Annotated in this window: 17 protein-coding genes; 6 read left to right on the top strand and 11 right to left on the bottom strand. The window is 55.8% G+C overall.

Annotated features, from left to right (window positions below; genetic code table 11):
- Window positions 1-68 precede the first annotated feature (68 nt).
- Genes I2C21_RS08725 through I2C21_RS08700 form a run of 6 tightly spaced genes read left to right on the top strand, consistent with a single transcriptional unit; the run spans window position 69 to window position 5,010 of the window.
- A complete protein-coding gene (locus I2C21_RS08725; protein WP_101692142.1) occupies window positions 69-824 on the top strand; it encodes a GntR family transcriptional regulator in 756 nt (251 codons plus the stop codon).
- 30 nt (window positions 825-854) lie between these two features.
- Window positions 855-1,697 carry an ECF transporter S component family protein gene (locus I2C21_RS08720; protein ID WP_195279031.1) on the top strand — a complete coding sequence of 281 codons (843 nt, stop codon included), beginning with the start codon at window positions 855-857 and terminating at the stop codon, window positions 1,695-1,697.
- The gene (locus I2C21_RS08715; protein WP_180956781.1) at window positions 1,694-2,488 is read left to right on the top strand and encodes an energy-coupling factor transporter transmembrane component T family protein; all 795 of its coding nucleotides are present in this window, start codon (window positions 1,694-1,696) and stop codon (window positions 2,486-2,488) included. The genes I2C21_RS08720 and I2C21_RS08715 overlap by 4 nt, the downstream gene beginning before the upstream one ends.
- Before the next feature lie 12 nt (window positions 2,489-2,500).
- Window positions 2,501-3,370 (top strand): ATP-binding cassette domain-containing protein, encoded by an 870-nt coding sequence (locus tag I2C21_RS08710; RefSeq protein ID WP_195279030.1) that lies wholly within the window; start codon window positions 2,501-2,503, stop codon window positions 3,368-3,370.
- Window positions 3,367-4,206: an energy-coupling factor ABC transporter ATP-binding protein gene (locus tag I2C21_RS08705; RefSeq protein ID WP_195279029.1), complete on the top strand. Its 840-nt coding sequence runs from the start codon at window positions 3,367-3,369 to the stop codon at window positions 4,204-4,206. Before I2C21_RS08710 ends, I2C21_RS08705 begins: the two co-directional genes overlap by 4 nt.
- A 15-nt stretch (window positions 4,207-4,221) precedes the next feature.
- Complete coding sequence (locus I2C21_RS08700) at window positions 4,222-5,010, top strand: creatininase family protein (RefSeq protein WP_193538700.1); 789 nt, start codon at window positions 4,222-4,224, stop codon at window positions 5,008-5,010.
- A 100-nt stretch (window positions 5,011-5,110) separates the two neighbouring features.
- Here I2C21_RS08700 and pdxA read toward each other — a convergent pair whose 3' ends face one another.
- The 11 genes from pdxA to I2C21_RS08645 form a co-directional block, all read right to left on the bottom strand.
- Window positions 5,111-6,151, bottom strand: a complete 1,041-nt coding sequence (gene pdxA / locus I2C21_RS08695; RefSeq protein ID WP_101692136.1) for a 4-hydroxythreonine-4-phosphate dehydrogenase PdxA — start codon at window positions 6,149-6,151, stop codon at window positions 5,111-5,113.
- 55 nt (window positions 6,152-6,206) lie between these two features.
- Window positions 6,207-7,367, bottom strand: coding sequence for a UxaA family hydrolase (locus I2C21_RS08690; protein ID WP_101692135.1), 1,161 nt, complete (start codon window positions 7,365-7,367; stop codon window positions 6,207-6,209).
- Window positions 7,364-7,651, bottom strand: coding sequence for a UxaA family hydrolase (locus I2C21_RS08685; RefSeq protein ID WP_101692134.1), 288 nt, complete (start codon window positions 7,649-7,651; stop codon window positions 7,364-7,366). Before I2C21_RS08685 ends, I2C21_RS08690 begins: the two co-directional genes overlap by 4 nt.
- A 12-nt stretch (window positions 7,652-7,663) precedes the next feature.
- The gene (locus I2C21_RS08680) at window positions 7,664-8,938 is read right to left on the bottom strand and encodes a nickel pincer cofactor-dependent isomerase, group 22 (RefSeq protein ID WP_193538703.1); all 1,275 of its coding nucleotides are present in this window, start codon (window positions 8,936-8,938) and stop codon (window positions 7,664-7,666) included.
- Complete coding sequence (locus I2C21_RS08675; RefSeq protein ID WP_195279028.1) at window positions 8,939-10,180, bottom strand: four-carbon acid sugar kinase family protein; 1,242 nt, start codon at window positions 10,178-10,180, stop codon at window positions 8,939-8,941.
- Window positions 10,181-10,353: 173 nt separating this feature from the next.
- The gene (locus tag I2C21_RS08670; protein WP_101692131.1) at window positions 10,354-11,019 is read right to left on the bottom strand and encodes a cyclase family protein; all 666 of its coding nucleotides are present in this window, start codon (window positions 11,017-11,019) and stop codon (window positions 10,354-10,356) included.
- Window positions 11,020-11,062: 43 nt separating this feature from the next.
- Complete coding sequence (locus I2C21_RS08665; RefSeq protein WP_195279027.1) at window positions 11,063-12,085, bottom strand: substrate-binding domain-containing protein; 1,023 nt, start codon at window positions 12,083-12,085, stop codon at window positions 11,063-11,065.
- Between the two features lie 100 nt (window positions 12,086-12,185).
- Entirely contained in the window at window positions 12,186-13,028 is an 843-nt protein-coding gene (locus I2C21_RS08660) for an ABC transporter permease (protein WP_207654883.1), read from the bottom strand.
- A 149-nt stretch (window positions 13,029-13,177) separates the two neighbouring features.
- Window positions 13,178-14,695 carry a sugar ABC transporter ATP-binding protein gene (locus tag I2C21_RS08655; protein WP_286167242.1) on the bottom strand — a complete coding sequence of 506 codons (1,518 nt, stop codon included), beginning with the start codon at window positions 14,693-14,695 and terminating at the stop codon, window positions 13,178-13,180.
- A 234-nt stretch (window positions 14,696-14,929) separates the two neighbouring features.
- Window positions 14,930-15,721, bottom strand: a complete 792-nt coding sequence (locus I2C21_RS08650) for an IclR family transcriptional regulator (protein ID WP_101692128.1) — start codon at window positions 15,719-15,721, stop codon at window positions 14,930-14,932.
- Between the two features lie 362 nt (window positions 15,722-16,083).
- Entirely contained in the window at window positions 16,084-16,518 is a 435-nt protein-coding gene (locus tag I2C21_RS08645) for a 3-hydroxyacyl-ACP dehydratase FabZ family protein (protein ID WP_286167241.1), read from the bottom strand.
- Window positions 16,519-16,580: the final 62 nt, after the last annotated feature.

Here is a 16,580-nt window from a genome sequence, read left to right as displayed (position 1 = left end):
TGATAGAGCTGTGAAGCAAATTGGCGCGTTTCATGCTATGCCGTGGAATCAGAAAGGAATGGATCAGAATGGAGACGAAATTTTCGGCGCGGGAGACAATGGATCTCTACGCGCAAACAAAGGTAGCACTGCTTCGGATGCTGGTTTCCTGTAGCCGGCAGGGGGTAGAGCGTCTTCCGTCGGAAGAAGATCTGGGAAAACAGCTCGGCGTGAGCCGTATGGTCATCCGGGATGTCATGGGAGAACTGGAGTCCCGGGGATACGTAACGCGCAAGCGCGGTGTGGGGACCCGGATCAATACCCACATTTTTATGGCACAGCCGCGGGTGGATGAGCAGCTGGATTATCTGGAGCTGATCCGTGCCACAGGCCGGGAGCCGGAATGTAAGTATCTATCAGACGCATGGATTTTGACGCCGGAGGAACCCGTTTTGGATGAGACCTTCCGGACGGAGCCGGGGGAGCGTCTTCTGCGTCTGGAACGCTGTTTCTATGGAGGTGGGATACCGCTGATTTATAGCCGCGTGTACATCAAAGAGAGTATTTTCCGATTGGATTACAGCAAGTGGAACGGTTATCAGGACCTGTCGATCTTTGAGTTTCTGGAGACCTTCTGTGTCAAGCAGGTCCATATTACACTGGCAGAATTGAACATTGTGCCGGCGGACACATCCCTTGCGCAGCAGCTGGAGGTATCCCAGGGGACACCCCTGCTTCTGATGCGGGATACCGGATATACCGTGGAGGGAGAGGCCATTGTCCGGGCCAACGCCTATTTGCGCTCTGACATTCTGCCGGTCAAATTGGTACGGCACCGAATCTGACGACCGCTCTCATGCGTTGAAGGAGGAAGAATGACCATGCGCCAAAACCTGACCTGCAAACGCAAGACCCATTTTGCCACGATCACCGTGTGGGCCGCCCTGATGGCGGCGGCAAGCATGCTGCCCTCGTTCCCCATTTTGGGCGGCGGCGGAAACTTCAGCATCAGCTATACACTGGCCCCCCTGGCGGGAGTGATGTTCGGACCAATCCCGGGCGGACTGGCCGCGTTGATCGGAGATTTCATCGGTACGCTGATCGCGCCCCATACCGCCAACGTGGGCATCTTTACCTGCCTGACGGGCGCATCCAACGCCTTTGCCGCCGGCTATCTGAGCCGTGGAAACTGGAAGCCGGCCTTTGGGCTGATCGTACTGAGCATCGGCAGCTGGCTGCTCTACCCGGCCGCACGGGAGGCGTGGATCTACAGCGTGACGGTCTGGTGTGTCGGTCTGGTCATGGCGCTGGTGGGAGGGACCCTTGGCGTATACCTCTTTGAAAAGAAGCGCTTTCTCTGGAAGGCGATCGGCCTCTTTTTGATCCTCTATCCGTGCTATATTGTGGCCCAGGGAATCAACTGCATCTTCGTGATGATGCTGATGGATCTCCCGGCGGATCTCCTGAAAGTGCTGGCCTTCAGCGTGCCGGCAGAGCGGCTTGTCTTTTCCTTTGCGGCGGTGATCATTGGGATCCCCCTCCTGATGGGCCTTCCCAAGATCGGGGTCTTTGTGGGGCCCGCCTATGACAATCTGGAGGAGGAGACCGAGCTGGACCGGCAGATGCGGTTGGAATATGAGGAGAACCGGAGAAAACGGGACGCGATGCAGAAGGAATGTGCGGAGAAGGTCTTTTGTCAGGAGGAGGTTCGGTCATGATCAAATACCATGCTGGAGAGTCCTTTCTCCATAAGTTGGATCCGCGTGTCAAAATCATTATGCTCCTGATCCTGACGATTCTGGTGTTTGTCACCCGCAATTTCCCCGTTCTGGGGCTGGTCTTTCTTCTGATTATGATCTGCTGGAAGGTGTCCGGCATATCGATCCGTGAGTTGGGCGGATACCTGAAGCTCTTGGTGGGCCTGGTGCTCTTTGTGGTATTGATCCAGACGCTTTTCCAGGGCGGAGAAACCATTCTGATCAGCCCCATTATTCCGGACTTTGTCCCGCTGATTGGAGGAATGGGGAGCATTGCGGTGGAAGGCGTGCTCTTTGGCCTGCTCCTGGGATTCCGCCTGATGGTCATTATGTGCCTGATGCCGCTGATCATCATGACCACCCGAGTGCGGGATCTGGCACTTGGATTTGTCAAGCTGGGGCTGCCCTACCGGTATGCGTTTATGATCACCACGGCCCTCAATCAGGTGCCGGTGCTCCAGGAACAGATCGCCACCATTACGGATGCACAGAAGCTCCGGGCATTTACCGCCTTTGAAGATGGCGGAACCCTCCAGAAACTGAAGTCGTATCCTGCCCTGGTGGTGCCGCTGGTGATGGGCAGTATGAAGAAATCCACACTGATCGGAACCGCGATGGATGTCCGTTCCTTTGGGAGCCGTCCCAAGCGGACCTATCTGCACGATATCGCGATGCACGGGGCGGATTGGGCCTTCCTCTGTTTTATCCTGGCCTTCTGCGCCGGTATGTTCACACTGAATGTCATGCTGTAAGGGGGGAGTATCATGGATGAGATCATTCTGGATGTGTTTGACGCCTCGTTCCGCTATCCCAATGCGCCGGCGTATAGCCTGAAGCACATCAACTTTCAGGTCCGGAAGGGCGAGTTTCTGGTCATCATGGGCGAGAACGGTGCGGGAAAGACCACTCTGTGCAAGATGCTCTCCGGCATCATCCCCCACAGCCAGGAGGGAGTATACTTCGGCGATGTGACCATCTGCGGCCTGAACAGCAAGGAGCATACCCTCCCCGAGCTCTGCCAGCATATCGGCATTGTGCTGGATGACCCTGAATCGCAGTTTTTTACCACAGAGGTGCTGGATGAGGTGGCCTTTGGTGCGGAAAATCTGGAGATCCCCACCGATGAGATCCAGCGCAACGCGGATTGGGCGCTCCAGGTGGTGCGGATGGCGGGATATGAGGAAAAAGACCCCACCCGCCTGTCGGGAGGACAGAAGCAGCGCGTGGCGATCGCCTCTGCGCTGACCATGCAGCCAGAGATTTTGATTCTGGACGAGCCGACCTCTCAGCTGGACCCCATCGGTACCATCGAGGTGTTCCAGGTGGTCCGGGAACTGAAGGAAAAATACAATATGACTATCATCATGGTCACCCATAAGAGCGAAGAGATCGCCCAGTTTGCAGACCGTGTTCTGGTGCTGCATGAGGGAGAGGTGCTGGCCATGGACACGCCCCAGCGTATTTTCCGGAACAAGGAGATCGTGGACAAGGCATGGCTGGCCGTTCCGCAGGTCTCCATGGTAGCGGTGGAGCTGGAACAGAGCGGGATCCCGCTGGACGCCTTTCCGGTCCGGCTGGAAGAGGGCGTAGAGGTCTTTTCCGCCCTGCTGCAAGAAACGGAGGCGAGGATATGAGGGAACCTGTCATTCAAGTGGACCACCTGACCTATACCTACCCCAATGGGTTTGAGGCGCTGCACGATGTCAGCTTTACCATCGAGAAGAATGACTTTGTGGCGATCATTGGGCAGAACGGCGCGGGAAAATCCACCCTCCTGAAAAATCTGGTGGGGCTGCATAAGCCGACCCAGGGAAATATTATCGTGGATGGCGTCAACACCCGGGAGATCAGCGTGGCCCGCCTGTCCACCAAGGTGGGATTTGTGCTCCAGAACCCGGACCGGCAGCTCTTCGCCGACTCGGTGGAGGAGGAGATCCGGTTTGGCCCTCAAAATTTGAAGCTGGACAAGGCGGAGATCGATGCCCGGGTAGAACATGCCATGGAGCAGACCGGCTTGACCAGACTACGTCGGGAATTCCCCATGGCGCTCTCGGCCGGTGACCGGGCAAAGGTGGTCATCGCCTCGGTGATCGCCATGCAGCCGGAGATCATCATTCTGGATGAGCCCACCACCGGCCAGGACCGGCGGGGATGCGCCCAGATCATGGACATTGCCAAGGAGTTTCAGCGCCGCGGACATACGGTGATCGTTGTGACACATGCCATGTCCCTTGTGGCGGAGTACGCCGACCGGGTCATCGTCATGTGCAAGGGACGGCGGATTCTGGACGGACCCACCGCGGAGGTATTTGCCCAGGAGGAGAAGCTGAAAGAGTCCTTCGTGCTGCCGCCTCAGGTAACGCGTCTGGCGCGGGCCATGTCCGCCGTCCTTCCGGTAGACCATACGATCCTGTCGACACAGGAGCTCTCCGGATGTATTGCGGCCAGAGTACAGGCAAATCAAATGTGAGGGAGTGGGGAAATAATGGGACGCGATTACCAGGACATGTGCTGGCCGGATATTGAGGCGATGGACCGGGAGAAGACGATCATACTGATTCCAGTGGGGGCGACCGAGCAGCATGGCCACCATCTGCCGCTGGGGACCGATACGCTGGATGCACAGTGTGCGGCGGAGCGGATCCTTGCCCAGTTGGAGCCGGAATTCAAGCTGTTGCTCTTCCCCATGATTCCGGTGGGACTCAGTGTGGAGCATATGGCATATCCCGGTACGGTAACCTTCCAGCCGGATACATACTACCGGATGCTGAAAGAGATCTGTGACTGCCTGGTCCGGCATGGCTTCCGGAAGCTGGTCTTCCTGAACGGGCATGGCGGGAACTCCGCCACGCTGAACAACGTGGCCTATACCGTACGCTCGGAGACGGGCGCGGGTGTATTTATCATCGATATCTCCATTTTGCTGGCACAGCCGGACAAGCCGGTGGAAGTGCGGACCGATCCGGGCTGCGACTCCCATGCAGGAGAGCTGGAGAGCGCGCTGGTGCTGGTGTCGCGGCCGGAGGCGGTGCGGATGGAGCGGGCCGTTCCCACGCGGCCGGAGAAATTCCTGGGCAACCAGGTCTTTACGCTGGAGGGGCCTGTGGGAATGGGCTGGCTGGCCAATGATCTCTCGGCGGCCGGCAATTGCGGGAACCCGACTTTTGCCACAAAAGAGCAGGGAGAAAAGATGATGGCATACATTGTGGAGAAGGCCTGTACAGCCCTCCATGAAATTGCTGCCTGGGACGCATCGGTCACCCCTCGGGCATAAAAAGGAAAAAGAGGCCCCCCGGCTAGACCGGGGGGGCCTCTCTTTATCTAGCAGTTGTCTGGAAGGATCTCTTCTGTTTGCTGCTATGGTTTTCAGCGGATCACGCTTTTTTGCCGTTCACTGCCATCATTCTGGCGTATTCGATGGCATTGACCAGGCTCAGCTCGTTGGCTACGCCTTGTCCCGCATGGCCGAATGCGGTTCCGTGGTCCACCGATGCGCGGATAATCGGCAGGCCCAGGGTCACATTTACGCCCTCCACGGCGTCCCAATGCTGCTCGGCCCGGTTGTAGACAAAGCCGACCACCTTCAGAGGAATGTGCCCCTGATCGTGGTACATGGCCACGACGATGTCGTACCAGCCACCCCGCGCCTTGGAGTAGAGGCTGTCCGGCGGGACCGGGCCATCCACACAGAGCCCTTCCGCCTGGGCCTCCTGGATAGCGGGGATGATCTCCTCGATCTCCTCAGTTCCAAACATTCCGTTCTCACCGGCGTGGGGATTCAGTCCGGCAACACCGATTCTGGGACGCTCGATCCCCAGGGCACGGCAGCCCTCGTGGGCAATGCGGATCACATCGAGTACCCGCTGCTTCTTGACCAAGTCGCAGGCCTGGCGCAGAGAGACATGTGTGGATACGTGCACCACGCGCAAATCATGATGGGCCAGCATCATGGTGTACTTGGGAGTATGGGTGAATTCCGCGTAAATTTCCGTGTGGCCGGAATAATGGTGGCCAGCCAGATTGATGGCCTCTTTGTTCAGAGCATTGGTCACCGTGCCGTCGATTTTGCGGTCCATAGCCAGTTCAATGACCTTCTTCACGCATTGAAAGGCTGCCTCACCGCACATGGCAGATACCTTGCCAAAGGCGAACTTGTCCATGTCCACCAAGTCCATGTGGTATACATCCACTGTTCCGAAGGTATACAGGCCTTGGGCGGGATCATCAACACGATTGATGCGCAAATCGGGCCGATTGATGATGCGGGCGGCCTGCTCCAGCATTTTTGCGTCACCGATCACCAGAGGGCGGCAGGTCTCATAGATTTCTTTTTTGCTCAGCGCCTTCATTGTGATCTCGGGACCGTTGCCGGCCGGATCGCCCATGGTAATTCCAAGAATGGGTCTATATTCCACGATTAAAACCTCTCTTTACTCCGTCTTTCCGATCATTACGCGGAATGTGGTGATTTTACACGAAATTGCACGCACGCATCGTGGAGGTCTCGTTATAGCCCAAGATCTCCGCGTTCGTAAATCTGCCGCTGGCGGTGTCTACCACCAATTTTAGCAAATCATCTCCCAGCTGGTCAATGGACACCCCGTCAAAAATGGCGCCGCTTGCATCAAAATCGATGTCATCAGACATGTTCTGATATGTCTCACGGTTCGCGGTGATCTTGATCGTGGGCATGATGGCATTGCCGAGGGCGGTGCCACGGCCGGTGCTGAACACCGCTACCTGGGCGCCGCCGGCAGCCATGCCGGCCAGAGAAGAGCTGTCATTGCCCGGCGTATCCATGATGACCAGGCCCTTGCAAGTGACCTGCTCTCCGTAATCGAATACCTCCTGGATGATGCTCTCGCCGCCTTTGTGAATGCAGCCCAGAGACTTTTCCTCCAGCGTGGTCAGGCCGCCATCCTTATTGCCGGGGGTGGGATTTCCGTCCCGGACATTTTCGCCATTGACGACAAAGTGCCGCTCGTACCGAGCCACGATATCCAGTATCCGCTGATGGACCCGCTCATCCTTTGCGCGGGCGGCCAGGATATGCTCCGCGCCCACAAACTCCGTCGTCTCGGAGAGAATGGACGTGCCGCCCATGCCTACGAGCTTGTCGCTCATGTTGCCAATCACCGGATTGGCGACCAGGCCGCTGGTGGGGTCGGAACCGCCGCACTCTGTGGCCAACACCAGTTCGCTGATGGGAAATTCTTCCTTTTGAAGCATGGAGGATTCCTTGACCATCTCCTTTGCCCAGCGGACCGCCTTTTCCACCGTGCGAAGCGTGCCGCCCTCGCCCTGGATGGTCATCATGCGCAGGGGTTTGTTCGTACGCTGGTGGATGATCGCTGCGATGTCCGCCACCTGACAGGTCTCACAGCCCAGGCCAATCAGGATCGTTCCATAGATGTTGGGGTTAGCCGCCATGCCGCTCATCATGGACATGGCCAGCTTGGCATCGCTGGGCACTTGGGCACAGCCTACCTGGTTGTTGAAGGATACGGCACCCTCTACCCGGGAGGCCACGATCCGGCAAACATCGGAAGAACACATGCTGGCAGGCAGAATCAGGATCTTGTTGCGCACGCCGACTCTGCCATCCGGCCGCCGATAACCATAAAATTTCATTTTCCCTGCACCTTATTCAAGCTGTCCAGGTTGTGTACATGGACGTGCTCGCCTTTCCGAATGTCTTTTGTCGCGGCCCCGATGATCTGGTTATATTTTTTCACTACACTACCGCGGGGGATGTCGTGAACAGCGATCTTATGGTAGCGAGGAACATCCGTTACCGCGGAGAAACTCTCCTGCTTGTCCTGACACATGTAGGTGACTTCGTCCCCTGCTTTCAACGCTGTGATGGCCACGACGACATCGTCGTTGGGCGTAATGATCAACGCATTCGACTTCACTGCTTTGCTCCTTTACCAAAGATTGTCCTGTTCGTTAAAGTGCATCTCCTCCGGCTGGGTGAGGATCTCGATGTCAGGGTTCTGTGCGGCCTCTTCCAGCATACCCTCAGAAATTTCGATGGTTTCGATCTGCATGGTATTCTTGATGCGGATAACACGGGGATGTGCCCGGTCAATTTCGTTGCAGGACTTGATGCCAAGCTGAATGGCCTGCTTGTCGTTGTACATGATCATGGGGATCTTCAGCTCGCCGGTGACGGTATTGGTGATGGCGTTGGGATAGGTCGCCTCTTTGTCGAACTTCTCAAACAGGCGCATACAGGTCACATCTGCCAGGCCAATGCCGCAAGCATTTCCGTGACTCTCCTTGGTCAGGTCCAGGACCACGACCCGCTGGGCATCGATTCCGCCGGTGGCATAGGGCGTGGGGAACCGTCCGGAAATATTGGGGTCCATGCCGTCGCCGCTGATGTTCTTACCGATCTCATCCACGATCAGCACATCGCAGGAATCAAAGAGGATTCTCGGCATGTAGCTCTTGGCTCTCTGCAAAATTACGGGCTCCTCCGTAATGATCTCGTCCGGGGTAAGCCCCACGATCTCCCGGGTGTGGTCATAGGCGTTCTCCACCAGTGCCAGACCGCAGATCACCTTGGAATTACGCAGGATCACAGTGCCGAACATGGGGATATTCTTTTTGAAGTGGCCAAATCCGTCCTGGTGGATGATTTCAGCACCGGCCTGCTTGCCCAGGCCAATGGCCATCATCTTCATCAGACCGCTCTCATAGGGACCACGGAAGCCCGTGTGGGGCTTGATCCGGCCGCAGACGATGATGCCATCCGCTTCATAGGCATTCTTGTCCATCCGGACGGGCTGGCCTTCCTCTGTGCGGCCGATTTCCACAGTCTCCATGGAAGAGAGGATGGGGCAGCCGATGGCCTCTTCCGTAACGCCATAGCCTTCGATTACCGCACGCTGTCCCTCTGCCGTGGCTCCGCCGTGGCTGCCCATGGCCGGGACCACGAAGGGCTGTCCGCCCTGGGATTTCACGAAGTCGGCAATGCTTCTGACGATCAGCGGTATGTTGGAGATGCCGCGGCTGCCGACGGTGATTGCGATCCGCATGTCAGGTTTGATCATGCCCTCCAGCTTTTTCTGACCCAGCTGCTCGAAAACCGTATCGTGGATCTGATCTACCGGGATACAGGTATCGTCAAACTTTTCCTTGATCTTCACCATTTTGGGGAGAGGGGTAGATTTCAACAATTCCGCAATAACGCCCATCTAAAATTCCTCCTTACATGGATTGACTGCTGCTTGGATTTTGCCAATCATATCCGATGATCCGAAACCGCCCGATTTTGTGATGAGGTAACGGGTTTCTCCCTCCATTTGCAGCTGCGCCGCCACGACACCCGGTTCGATCTCCCAGCAGGGTCGTATCCGGGTATCCGCAAGACTCAGCAGCTTATACAACGTGTCGCCGCCGAAGACGGCCAGAGTCACATCTTTGATGTTCCGCAAGATGTCTCGGGCTATGCTGCCCAAATTGCTGCTGACCACATCCCGACGCTGGGACTGCGGCGTCTGCCGTTCAAATTCGCCTTCATGCTCCAGGTCGATCCTTCCCACGCCCAGTACGGCCAGGTGGCAATCCGGTTCACGGATCCGGCGCAGCTGTGCCTGCCACTCTTCGCTTTGCGTATAGGATGGATCGAACTTCTGCCGGTCCGACAGTTCGATCCAGAGATCGGCCTGTGCTTTGCTCTCTTGCAGCTGGAGAAGTGTGATCTCATTCAAGCTGCCGGAAACCACCACCAGCTTTTCCGAGGCAACCGTCTTTTCCGGCTGCTCCCGGACAAAAGAGATGCTGTTGGGTAAATACTCCGCAAATCCGGCACATCCAGCCAGAAACAGAGAGTCGTTCTCGGGAAATTGTCTGCTCCAGGTCTCCAGCTCTTGGTCCGTCTCCGCGGAGCACACCAGGATATCATCTTCGCATGTCGGGTCCAAAACCTCCCCGGGCAAGCAGTCACGTACCCTTGCCTGGCTCTGTTCCCCGATGATGTCCGCTACCCGGGAATGGCGGACCGGTTCAAACGGGTCCTTTCCAAAAACGGATTCCGCAACTGGGACACCGTTCACCATCTGAATTCCCTTGCTTGTCGTCCTTCCGTTTTTGGGGAAGGCGGGGAAGAAGAAAAGTGGTTTTCCGCCTGCGCGCAGCATGCCGCCTAACTCCGCGCCGATGTTTCCCCGTAGCGCAGAATCGGTTTTTTTGTAATAATAGCGGATGCCCGCTTCAAGGCCGCGGACGACCAGGCGATAAATGGCCTCCTCTGCTTCGGCGGGAGAGGTGTGGCGCGTCTCGGTATCGACCACCAGGACCTGAACCGCCGGGTCAATGCGGTCGAAGTCCACCTGTCTTCCCACCAGTACCTCGGTACGGATCCCCTTTTTTGCAAATTGTACGCCGGTGTCCATGGCACCGGTCAGATCGTCAGCGCAAATCAGTAATTGTATCATAAGCTCTCACATCATCTCACGGCTGGGAGCACCGAGGATCTCCTGGCTCCCGCTCTATATCTGTACCTGTTGTTTCGCCTCCCTGCCTGCCCGGTCAGATTTCCGGCAGGCAGGGAGGCGAGAGATTCGGCGGCTATCCCTGGGGAACGGGGATGTGGGCCTCTATTTTGCAGTTATTCAAACACAGTAGCGACCACGCGGCAGGGAGAACCACCCATGCCTTGCAGCTTCAGGGGATAGCCGGTAATGTACCACTCGTCCTCTTCAAAGAGGCGCTCGTCCATGTAGACCTCTTCAATGATCACGATGCCCGCGCCCAGCAGAACGATGTGCGGAGGAGCACCGGTGCCCTCGGGCCAACCACCGGCAGACAGACCATCGATGCAGACACAGCGGATCTCCTTCTGGGCCAGCCATTCAGCCGCCTCTTTGGTGATATAGGGCCACTCGAACAGGTATTCTTTGCTCATGCTCCGCTTCTGTGCCCAGCCGGTATAGAGCAGCACGACATCATCTTTTTGGATCTTATCGGCATAGGGCTCCAGGTCAGAGGCAAGGATCGGCATACGGCCGATATTCCGCAGATCGACGACTACGCCACGACCTTGGAACGATTCCAGAGGCATCTTCTCGACAGTAGTCCCATCCGGGAAGAAGTGATAGGGCGCGTCGAGATGGGTGCCGGTATGGGTATTCATGTCTACCCGCTCAGCGTTGAATCCGTCTCTTGCCCAGAAGCCTTCCATATTCACGTTGGTCAGCTTATAGGTCGGCCAACCGGGGCAGGCATGGAAAATCGGCTGCGTCAGGTCAATGATCTTCTTTACCTTTGGAATCATACGAACATATCCTTTCCTAATTTTTTGCTGCCAGAATCAGGACTTACACGCCGGGGGTGTAGACATTCGCCTCGATCTCGGGCATCAGCTCTTCCACGTTTTCAGCGGTGATCAGCAGGGTGGGCACGCCGATCTCAGGCTCGCAGCTGCCGGTCTCGATATAGGTCTTGCCGGCTTCCAGCGCCTGACGGCCCATCTCAACGGGCTGCTGAGCGCCGCAGCAGAGGACCTTGCCCTCGCGGATGTAGTCAACAATGATGGGGGAGCCGTCGAAGCAGGCCACCAGGATGTCCTTCTCGTTCATGCCCTCCAGAGCGGTGATGATACCAACGGTGGAAGTTTCCTGGTGGGACCAGATGGCAACGCAGTTGGGATCGCCGGAGATGATGTTCTGGCAGAAGCCCTCGGCCTCATCATAGGTGGAGTTGCTGACGGACAGGCTGGTACCCATCTGGAAACCGGCCTCGGTGACGGCCTTGGTAAAGCCTTCCTGGCGCAGCTGACCATTTTTGCGGGCCAGAGGGATGGTGATCTCACCGATGGTGCCGTCCACATTGTTTTCCTTCATGTAGTTGGCCAGGTACTGACCGACCTCATAGGAACCTTCGTAGTTGGGGGTGGAGATGTAGCTGGCATAGGTGCCGGAGTCGGTGCCCACGTCGGCCACGATTACGGGGATACCAGCCTCCTCCGCGGCGTCCAGAACAGCGGGGCAGGAGGAGCTGTCACAGGGGCTGATAATGATCAGATCCTTACCGGTGGTAATGGCGTTCTGCGCGTTTTTCAGCTGGGTAGAGGCCTCGTTGTTGGAATCATAGACGGTCAGGTTGTAGCCGTATTCATCACACTTTTCCTGAATACCGTTCTGCAGATAGACCCAGAAGGGCACGGCTGCGGAGGGCAGCAGATATGCGACTTCCAGAGCATCAGCGGTTTTGGCAGGAGCATCTGCGTCACCGGAAGGTGCCGCACTGCCAGCGGGCGTGGCGTTGTTGCCACAACTTACAAGGGACATCATCATTGCCAGGGCCAGCGCGAGACTAAGCATCTTCTGAATTCTTTTCATAGTTGATTCTCCCCTTTTTTTATTTTTATCAGCTCCGCTGATAAATACGAATGCAATGATATGCCGGAACGAAAGAAATACGCGCGTTTAGATAAGGTGCTTACTTCTTGCTCTTGCCTCTTACCTTTTCAGAATAGGTCTCGATCAGCAGCACGCCAATGATTACGCAGCCGATCGTCACGCCCTGCCAATAGGGGGAAACGCCCAGAAGATCCAGACCGTTGGAAATACATGCCATCAGGACCACGCCGATGAATGTACCGAGCATGCTGCCCTTTCCTCCAGCCAGGGAGGTGCCGCCCACCACGCAGGCCGCGATGGCGTTCATCTCGTTGCCAGAGCCGTAGTTGGGGTCCACAGCCGCAAACCGGCTCATCAAAATCACGGCGCCAATACCGGCGAACAGGCCGGAAATGGCATAGGGAAGCAGCGTTGCCAGCTTTGTATTCACACCACTGAGCCGGGCGGCATTTTTATTGCTGCCGATCGCATAGGTATTGCGGCCCAGCTTCGTATTGCTCAGGATCCATCCCATGAGGATGAAGAGAAGGATGATGATAATGTAGTATACATTGATGCCCAACACCTTCGCCTTGGTGAGCATTTTTATGCCTTCCGGCAAATTGTTGATTCCAATGCCGCCGCACATCAAATAATCTGCGTTTCGCGTAATACCCATCATACCCAGTGTGACGATGAAGGCGGGAAGGCCCACATAGCCGACCAGATAGCCGTTTACGACACCGCAGAGCAGGCCGATGGCGAGTGCTACGATGATACCGGCGGCTATATTTTGGGTGCTGGCCATGACCATACCGCCTGCCATACAGCTCAGGCCCATCGTGTTGCCCACGGAGAGGTCGATGCCGCCGGTCAGCAAGACGAAGAGCTCACCGATGGCCAGCAGGCCTACAACCGAGAGCTGACTGAACAGGTTCAACATATTTCTCCCGGTCAGGAAATGCGGGGACAGAACAGAGATTACAGCGCAATATAGAATCAACGCGACAAAAACGCCGATCTCGCTCCGATAGTTGGTTAAGACCATTTGCAGTCCAGAATGCCGGGCTCCGCTTTTTAGCGCTGTATCTTTCATGCTTTCATCGTCTCCTCGCTGTCTATTTTTTCGGCCGCGCGTCCGAGAGAGGCATAGGCCATGATCCGCTCCTCCGAAGCCTCGCTGATCTCCATGTGCTTGACGATCTCGCCGTCCTTCATCACCATGACCCGGTCACAGATGCCCAGGATCTCCGGCAATTCGGAAGAAACTACGATCACGCACATACCGGAGGCCGCCAGGTTCTTCAGGATCGTATAAATATCGGCCTTTGCGGCGATATCGATACCACGGGTTGGCTCATCCACGATCAGGACCTTCGGGTTGGTCAAGAGCCACTTAGAAAGAACGATCTTCTGCTGATTGCCACCGGACAGGGAACTACCCTTGTCATGAATGTTGCCGATCTTCGTACGGAACATCTCGGCCATTTTCAGCGTGTCAGCCTTTTCGCTTTTGTGGGGCAGTATCCAGCCCTTTTTCTGCACCGTTTTGGCGTAGCAGGTGTTCATGATCAAGCTCAAATCCAGCAGCAAACCTTCGGATTTCCGGTCCTCTGTGGCCATGGACAACCCGTACTTGATGGATGTTCTGGGACTGCCCTTTTTCAGCGAGACGCCGTCCAGATATACCGCGCCCGAATCGTAGCTGTCCGCACCAAACACCGCGCGCATCAGCTCTGTACGTCCGGCACCGACCAGACCGGCGAATCCGGTGATCTCACCCTTGCGGGCCACGAAAGAGATGTCCTTGAGGAAGCCGCCCCTACCGCAGAGGTGCTCCACCCGCAATATCTCATCGTGCTGGACGGTGTTTTCCACCTTTTCACCGTAAAAGTTCACCATTTCACGGCCGACCATCGCCCGCACCAGGGACTGTTCCGTCATCTCCTCCATGGGCGCGCCGGGAAGCACCAGCTTGCCATCCCGCAGGACCGTGATTCGATCGGAAATCTCAAAAATTTCGTTGAAGCGGTGGGTGACCAGAATGAATCCGACCTGCTTCTTTTTCAAGTCCCGGATCACCTGGAACAGACGCTGCGCCTCCATGTTGGACAGCGAGGCCGTGGGCTCATCCAGAATGATCATCTGCGCGTTGTAGGATACAGCCTTGACAATCTCTACGATCTGCTGTTCTGCGACGGAGAGGGTAGAGAGTTTGGCTGCGGGATTTATGCTCTCGTCCATGTCAAAGAGCTTAAGAAGCTCTCTGGTCTCCTTCTCTGCGCGGTGTTTGTCAAAATAAATGCCCTTTTTGTACATTTCGCTGTGGCCCAGGAAAATGTTCTCGGCCACCGTCATATGTGGGATCGAGTTGAATTCCTGCGTAACCATGGCGATCCCCAGCTTCAGTGCCACCTGCGGCGTTGGGATGACCACAGGCTTACCGTCAAACTCCAGCTTGCCGGCCGTTGGTGTTTCGATTCCGGCGATCAGTTTTGAAAGCGTTGATTTTCCGGCGCCGTTTTCACCCATCAGAGCGTGAACTTCTCCGCGGTACAAATCGAAGTTTACATCCTCCAGTGCGTGGACCGGACCGTAAAACTTACTCATCCCCTCCGCTTTCAGTAGAAGGGTCCCTCTACTTTCCATCCAGTACCTCCAGCAATCAAAAAATCTTATCATCACGTGTGGTGAGGGGATGCCCCCTCCCATACGCCGCTTTTTTCAACACTGGCATGCGGTCAGATCAAGTAATTCGTTCTACATTGCCGAATGCCGTTCTGTAATGAGGACATTCAAATACGGTGGTGCATCTCTGCACCATACAGCAAAATCACATATTGGTTACAATTCGGTCTCTCCGGTACTCTTGAAACCGATCCGTATGGAAATCTCCCGGCCGTTGTTCCGAAGATCCTTTTCCAGGGCCTCCAGATTGACGCCTCGGATTTTTCCGTAGGGGAAGGAAATGCTCATCGCCGCACACACCTTGCCCGTCCGGTCGAAAATAGGGGTGGCGACACAGGTCAGGCCTTCTTCCAGCTCCTGCCGGTCCATGGCGATCTGGGTGCTGCGGATCTGACGGAGTTCATTCCAGAGCGCTTCCCGGTCAACAATGGTGTTAGCGGTGTGGGGTTCCAGCCCTCTGGCGATCACTTCCTCCACGTATTCCTCCGGAAGAAAAGCCAGCATGGCCTTGCCAACTGCGGTGCAATACATGGGGGCGCGCCGGCCGATCTGGGAATACATGGTGATGGGTGCGTCCACTTCCACCTTGTCGATGTAAACGGCATATCCATTGGAGTGGATTGCCAGATGCATGAGGGCGTTGTATTTTTCCGAAAAGGCCACCATATTTCGCCGGGCTTCTTCACGTACATCCAGCCGCCGCTGAACGAGGTTGCCTAGTTCGAGTAAACGGAGACCGAGGCGATACTTCTTGCTGGGCTGAACCTGTTCCAGATATCCCAGAGCTGCCAGGGTATTCACCAGTCCAAACGTCGTACTTTTATTCAGATCCAGCAGTCTTGCAATTTCGGCGAGTCCGAGCTCTTTGAATCCGGTAAACGCCTCCAGGATCTCACCGGCCCGAACGACCGACTGAATCTGCGGAGCCTTGCGGCTATGTTTCTCCATACTTTCATTCACTTTCTAATCTAATTGATTTGATCTGCTTCATCCGCGTGTTGGACGCCAGAGCAGCGAGGAAAAGAGACCTTTTTACAGGCCATCTGGCCAGCTCCAAACAGGGGATGTGAAAAACGCAAAATATAGACAATTCTTTGTTTGAAAATATAGCACCTTATTGTACCTTTTGTCAAACATAAAATGACTTTGCTTGCCGATTCCCAATGGCGGTAGGGAACTGCTCCCCAATGCCCGGAGCGTTCTTCCCACGTGGACGGGAAGACATCACCCTGGTATTTCGCTGTACACCGGTGTGTCGGCTGACTTCCGCTTTATACACAGATCGCTTCCACCAGAAAAGTGAAGCAGATTCAACGGATTGCCAGCGTTACATCCACCAGTGCAGCCTTTTCGTCGCCGTTGAAGACCTCCACGTGGCTTTTTACAATGGCCTTTTCCGTATTCTCGGAGAGCAAGCTTCCCTTCAGGGTAATCGTATCGCCCGGCTTGATTTTCCGCAGGAAACGGACATTGTCAATGCCGCAGAAAAGCGGCAGCTTTCCGCTGTATCGATCCAGGGACAAAAACAAAAGACTTGTGGCCTGAGCGGCGGATTCTACCGTGTAAACGCCAGGCAAAATCGGGTTTCCTGGAAAATGTCCCTGAAAAATCGCCATATCGGGACGTACGAAAAATGTCGCTGTGATCGAATTGCCCGGGTCCAGCTCCTCTACCGAATCAATCAGCAAAATTGGATCACGCTGCGGGATAATACGCATCACTTGCTCGCGGTCGTACTTCAACATAATCCTATCCTCTTTTCGTATAGCCGTCTTATCTTGTGTCCGTTCAGCAGTTCAGAAAAAAT

The organism is Clostridium sp. J1101437_171009_A5, from assembly GCF_015547905.1.
GTDB lineage: Bacteria > Bacillota > Clostridia > Oscillospirales > Oscillospiraceae > Pseudoflavonifractor_A > Pseudoflavonifractor_A gallinarum.
The sequence above is the reverse complement of the archived record's forward strand: the minus strand, read 5'-3'. Positions and strand labels throughout refer to the sequence as shown.

What these genes read in the sequence shown, in the direction of transcription:
- I2C21_RS08715 (WP_180956781.1), top strand. Translation starts at nt 1,694, where the DNA reads ATGATCAAATACCATGCTGGAGAGTCCTTTCTCCATAAGTTGGATCCG.
- I2C21_RS08725 (WP_101692142.1), top strand. Translation starts at nt 69, where the DNA reads ATGGAGACGAAATTTTCGGCGCGGGAGACAATGGATCTCTACGCGCAA.
- I2C21_RS08700 (WP_193538700.1), top strand. Translation starts at nt 4,222, where the DNA reads ATGGGACGCGATTACCAGGACATGTGCTGGCCGGATATTGAGGCGATG.
- I2C21_RS08720 (WP_195279031.1), top strand. Translation starts at nt 855, where the DNA reads ATGACCATGCGCCAAAACCTGACCTGCAAACGCAAGACCCATTTTGCC.
- I2C21_RS08650 (WP_101692128.1), bottom strand. Translation starts at nt 15,721, where the DNA reads ATGGAGAAACATAGCCGCAAGGCTCCGCAGATTCAGTCGGTCGTTCGG.
- I2C21_RS08645 (WP_286167241.1), bottom strand. Translation starts at nt 16,518, where the DNA reads ATGTTGAAGTACGACCGCGAGCAAGTGATGCGTATTATCCCGCAGCGT.
- I2C21_RS08665 (WP_195279027.1), bottom strand. Translation starts at nt 12,085, where the DNA reads ATGAAAAGAATTCAGAAGATGCTTAGTCTCGCGCTGGCCCTGGCAATG.
- I2C21_RS08710 (WP_195279030.1), top strand. Translation starts at nt 2,501, where the DNA reads ATGGATGAGATCATTCTGGATGTGTTTGACGCCTCGTTCCGCTATCCC.
- I2C21_RS08690 (WP_101692135.1), bottom strand. Translation starts at nt 7,367, where the DNA reads ATGAAATTTTATGGTTATCGGCGGCCGGATGGCAGAGTCGGCGTGCGC.
- I2C21_RS08705 (WP_195279029.1), top strand. Translation starts at nt 3,367, where the DNA reads ATGAGGGAACCTGTCATTCAAGTGGACCACCTGACCTATACCTACCCC.
- I2C21_RS08680 (WP_193538703.1), bottom strand. Translation starts at nt 8,938, where the DNA reads ATGGGCGTTATTGCGGAATTGTTGAAATCTACCCCTCTCCCCAAAATG.
- I2C21_RS08675 (WP_195279028.1), bottom strand. Translation starts at nt 10,180, where the DNA reads ATGATACAATTACTGATTTGCGCTGACGATCTGACCGGTGCCATGGAC.
- I2C21_RS08660 (WP_207654883.1), bottom strand. Translation starts at nt 13,028, where the DNA reads ATGTTGAACCTGTTCAGTCAGCTCTCGGTTGTAGGCCTGCTGGCCATC.
- I2C21_RS08655 (WP_286167242.1), bottom strand. Translation starts at nt 14,695, where the DNA reads ATGAGTAAGTTTTACGGTCCGGTCCACGCACTGGAGGATGTAAACTTC.
- I2C21_RS08670 (WP_101692131.1), bottom strand. Translation starts at nt 11,019, where the DNA reads ATGATTCCAAAGGTAAAGAAGATCATTGACCTGACGCAGCCGATTTTC.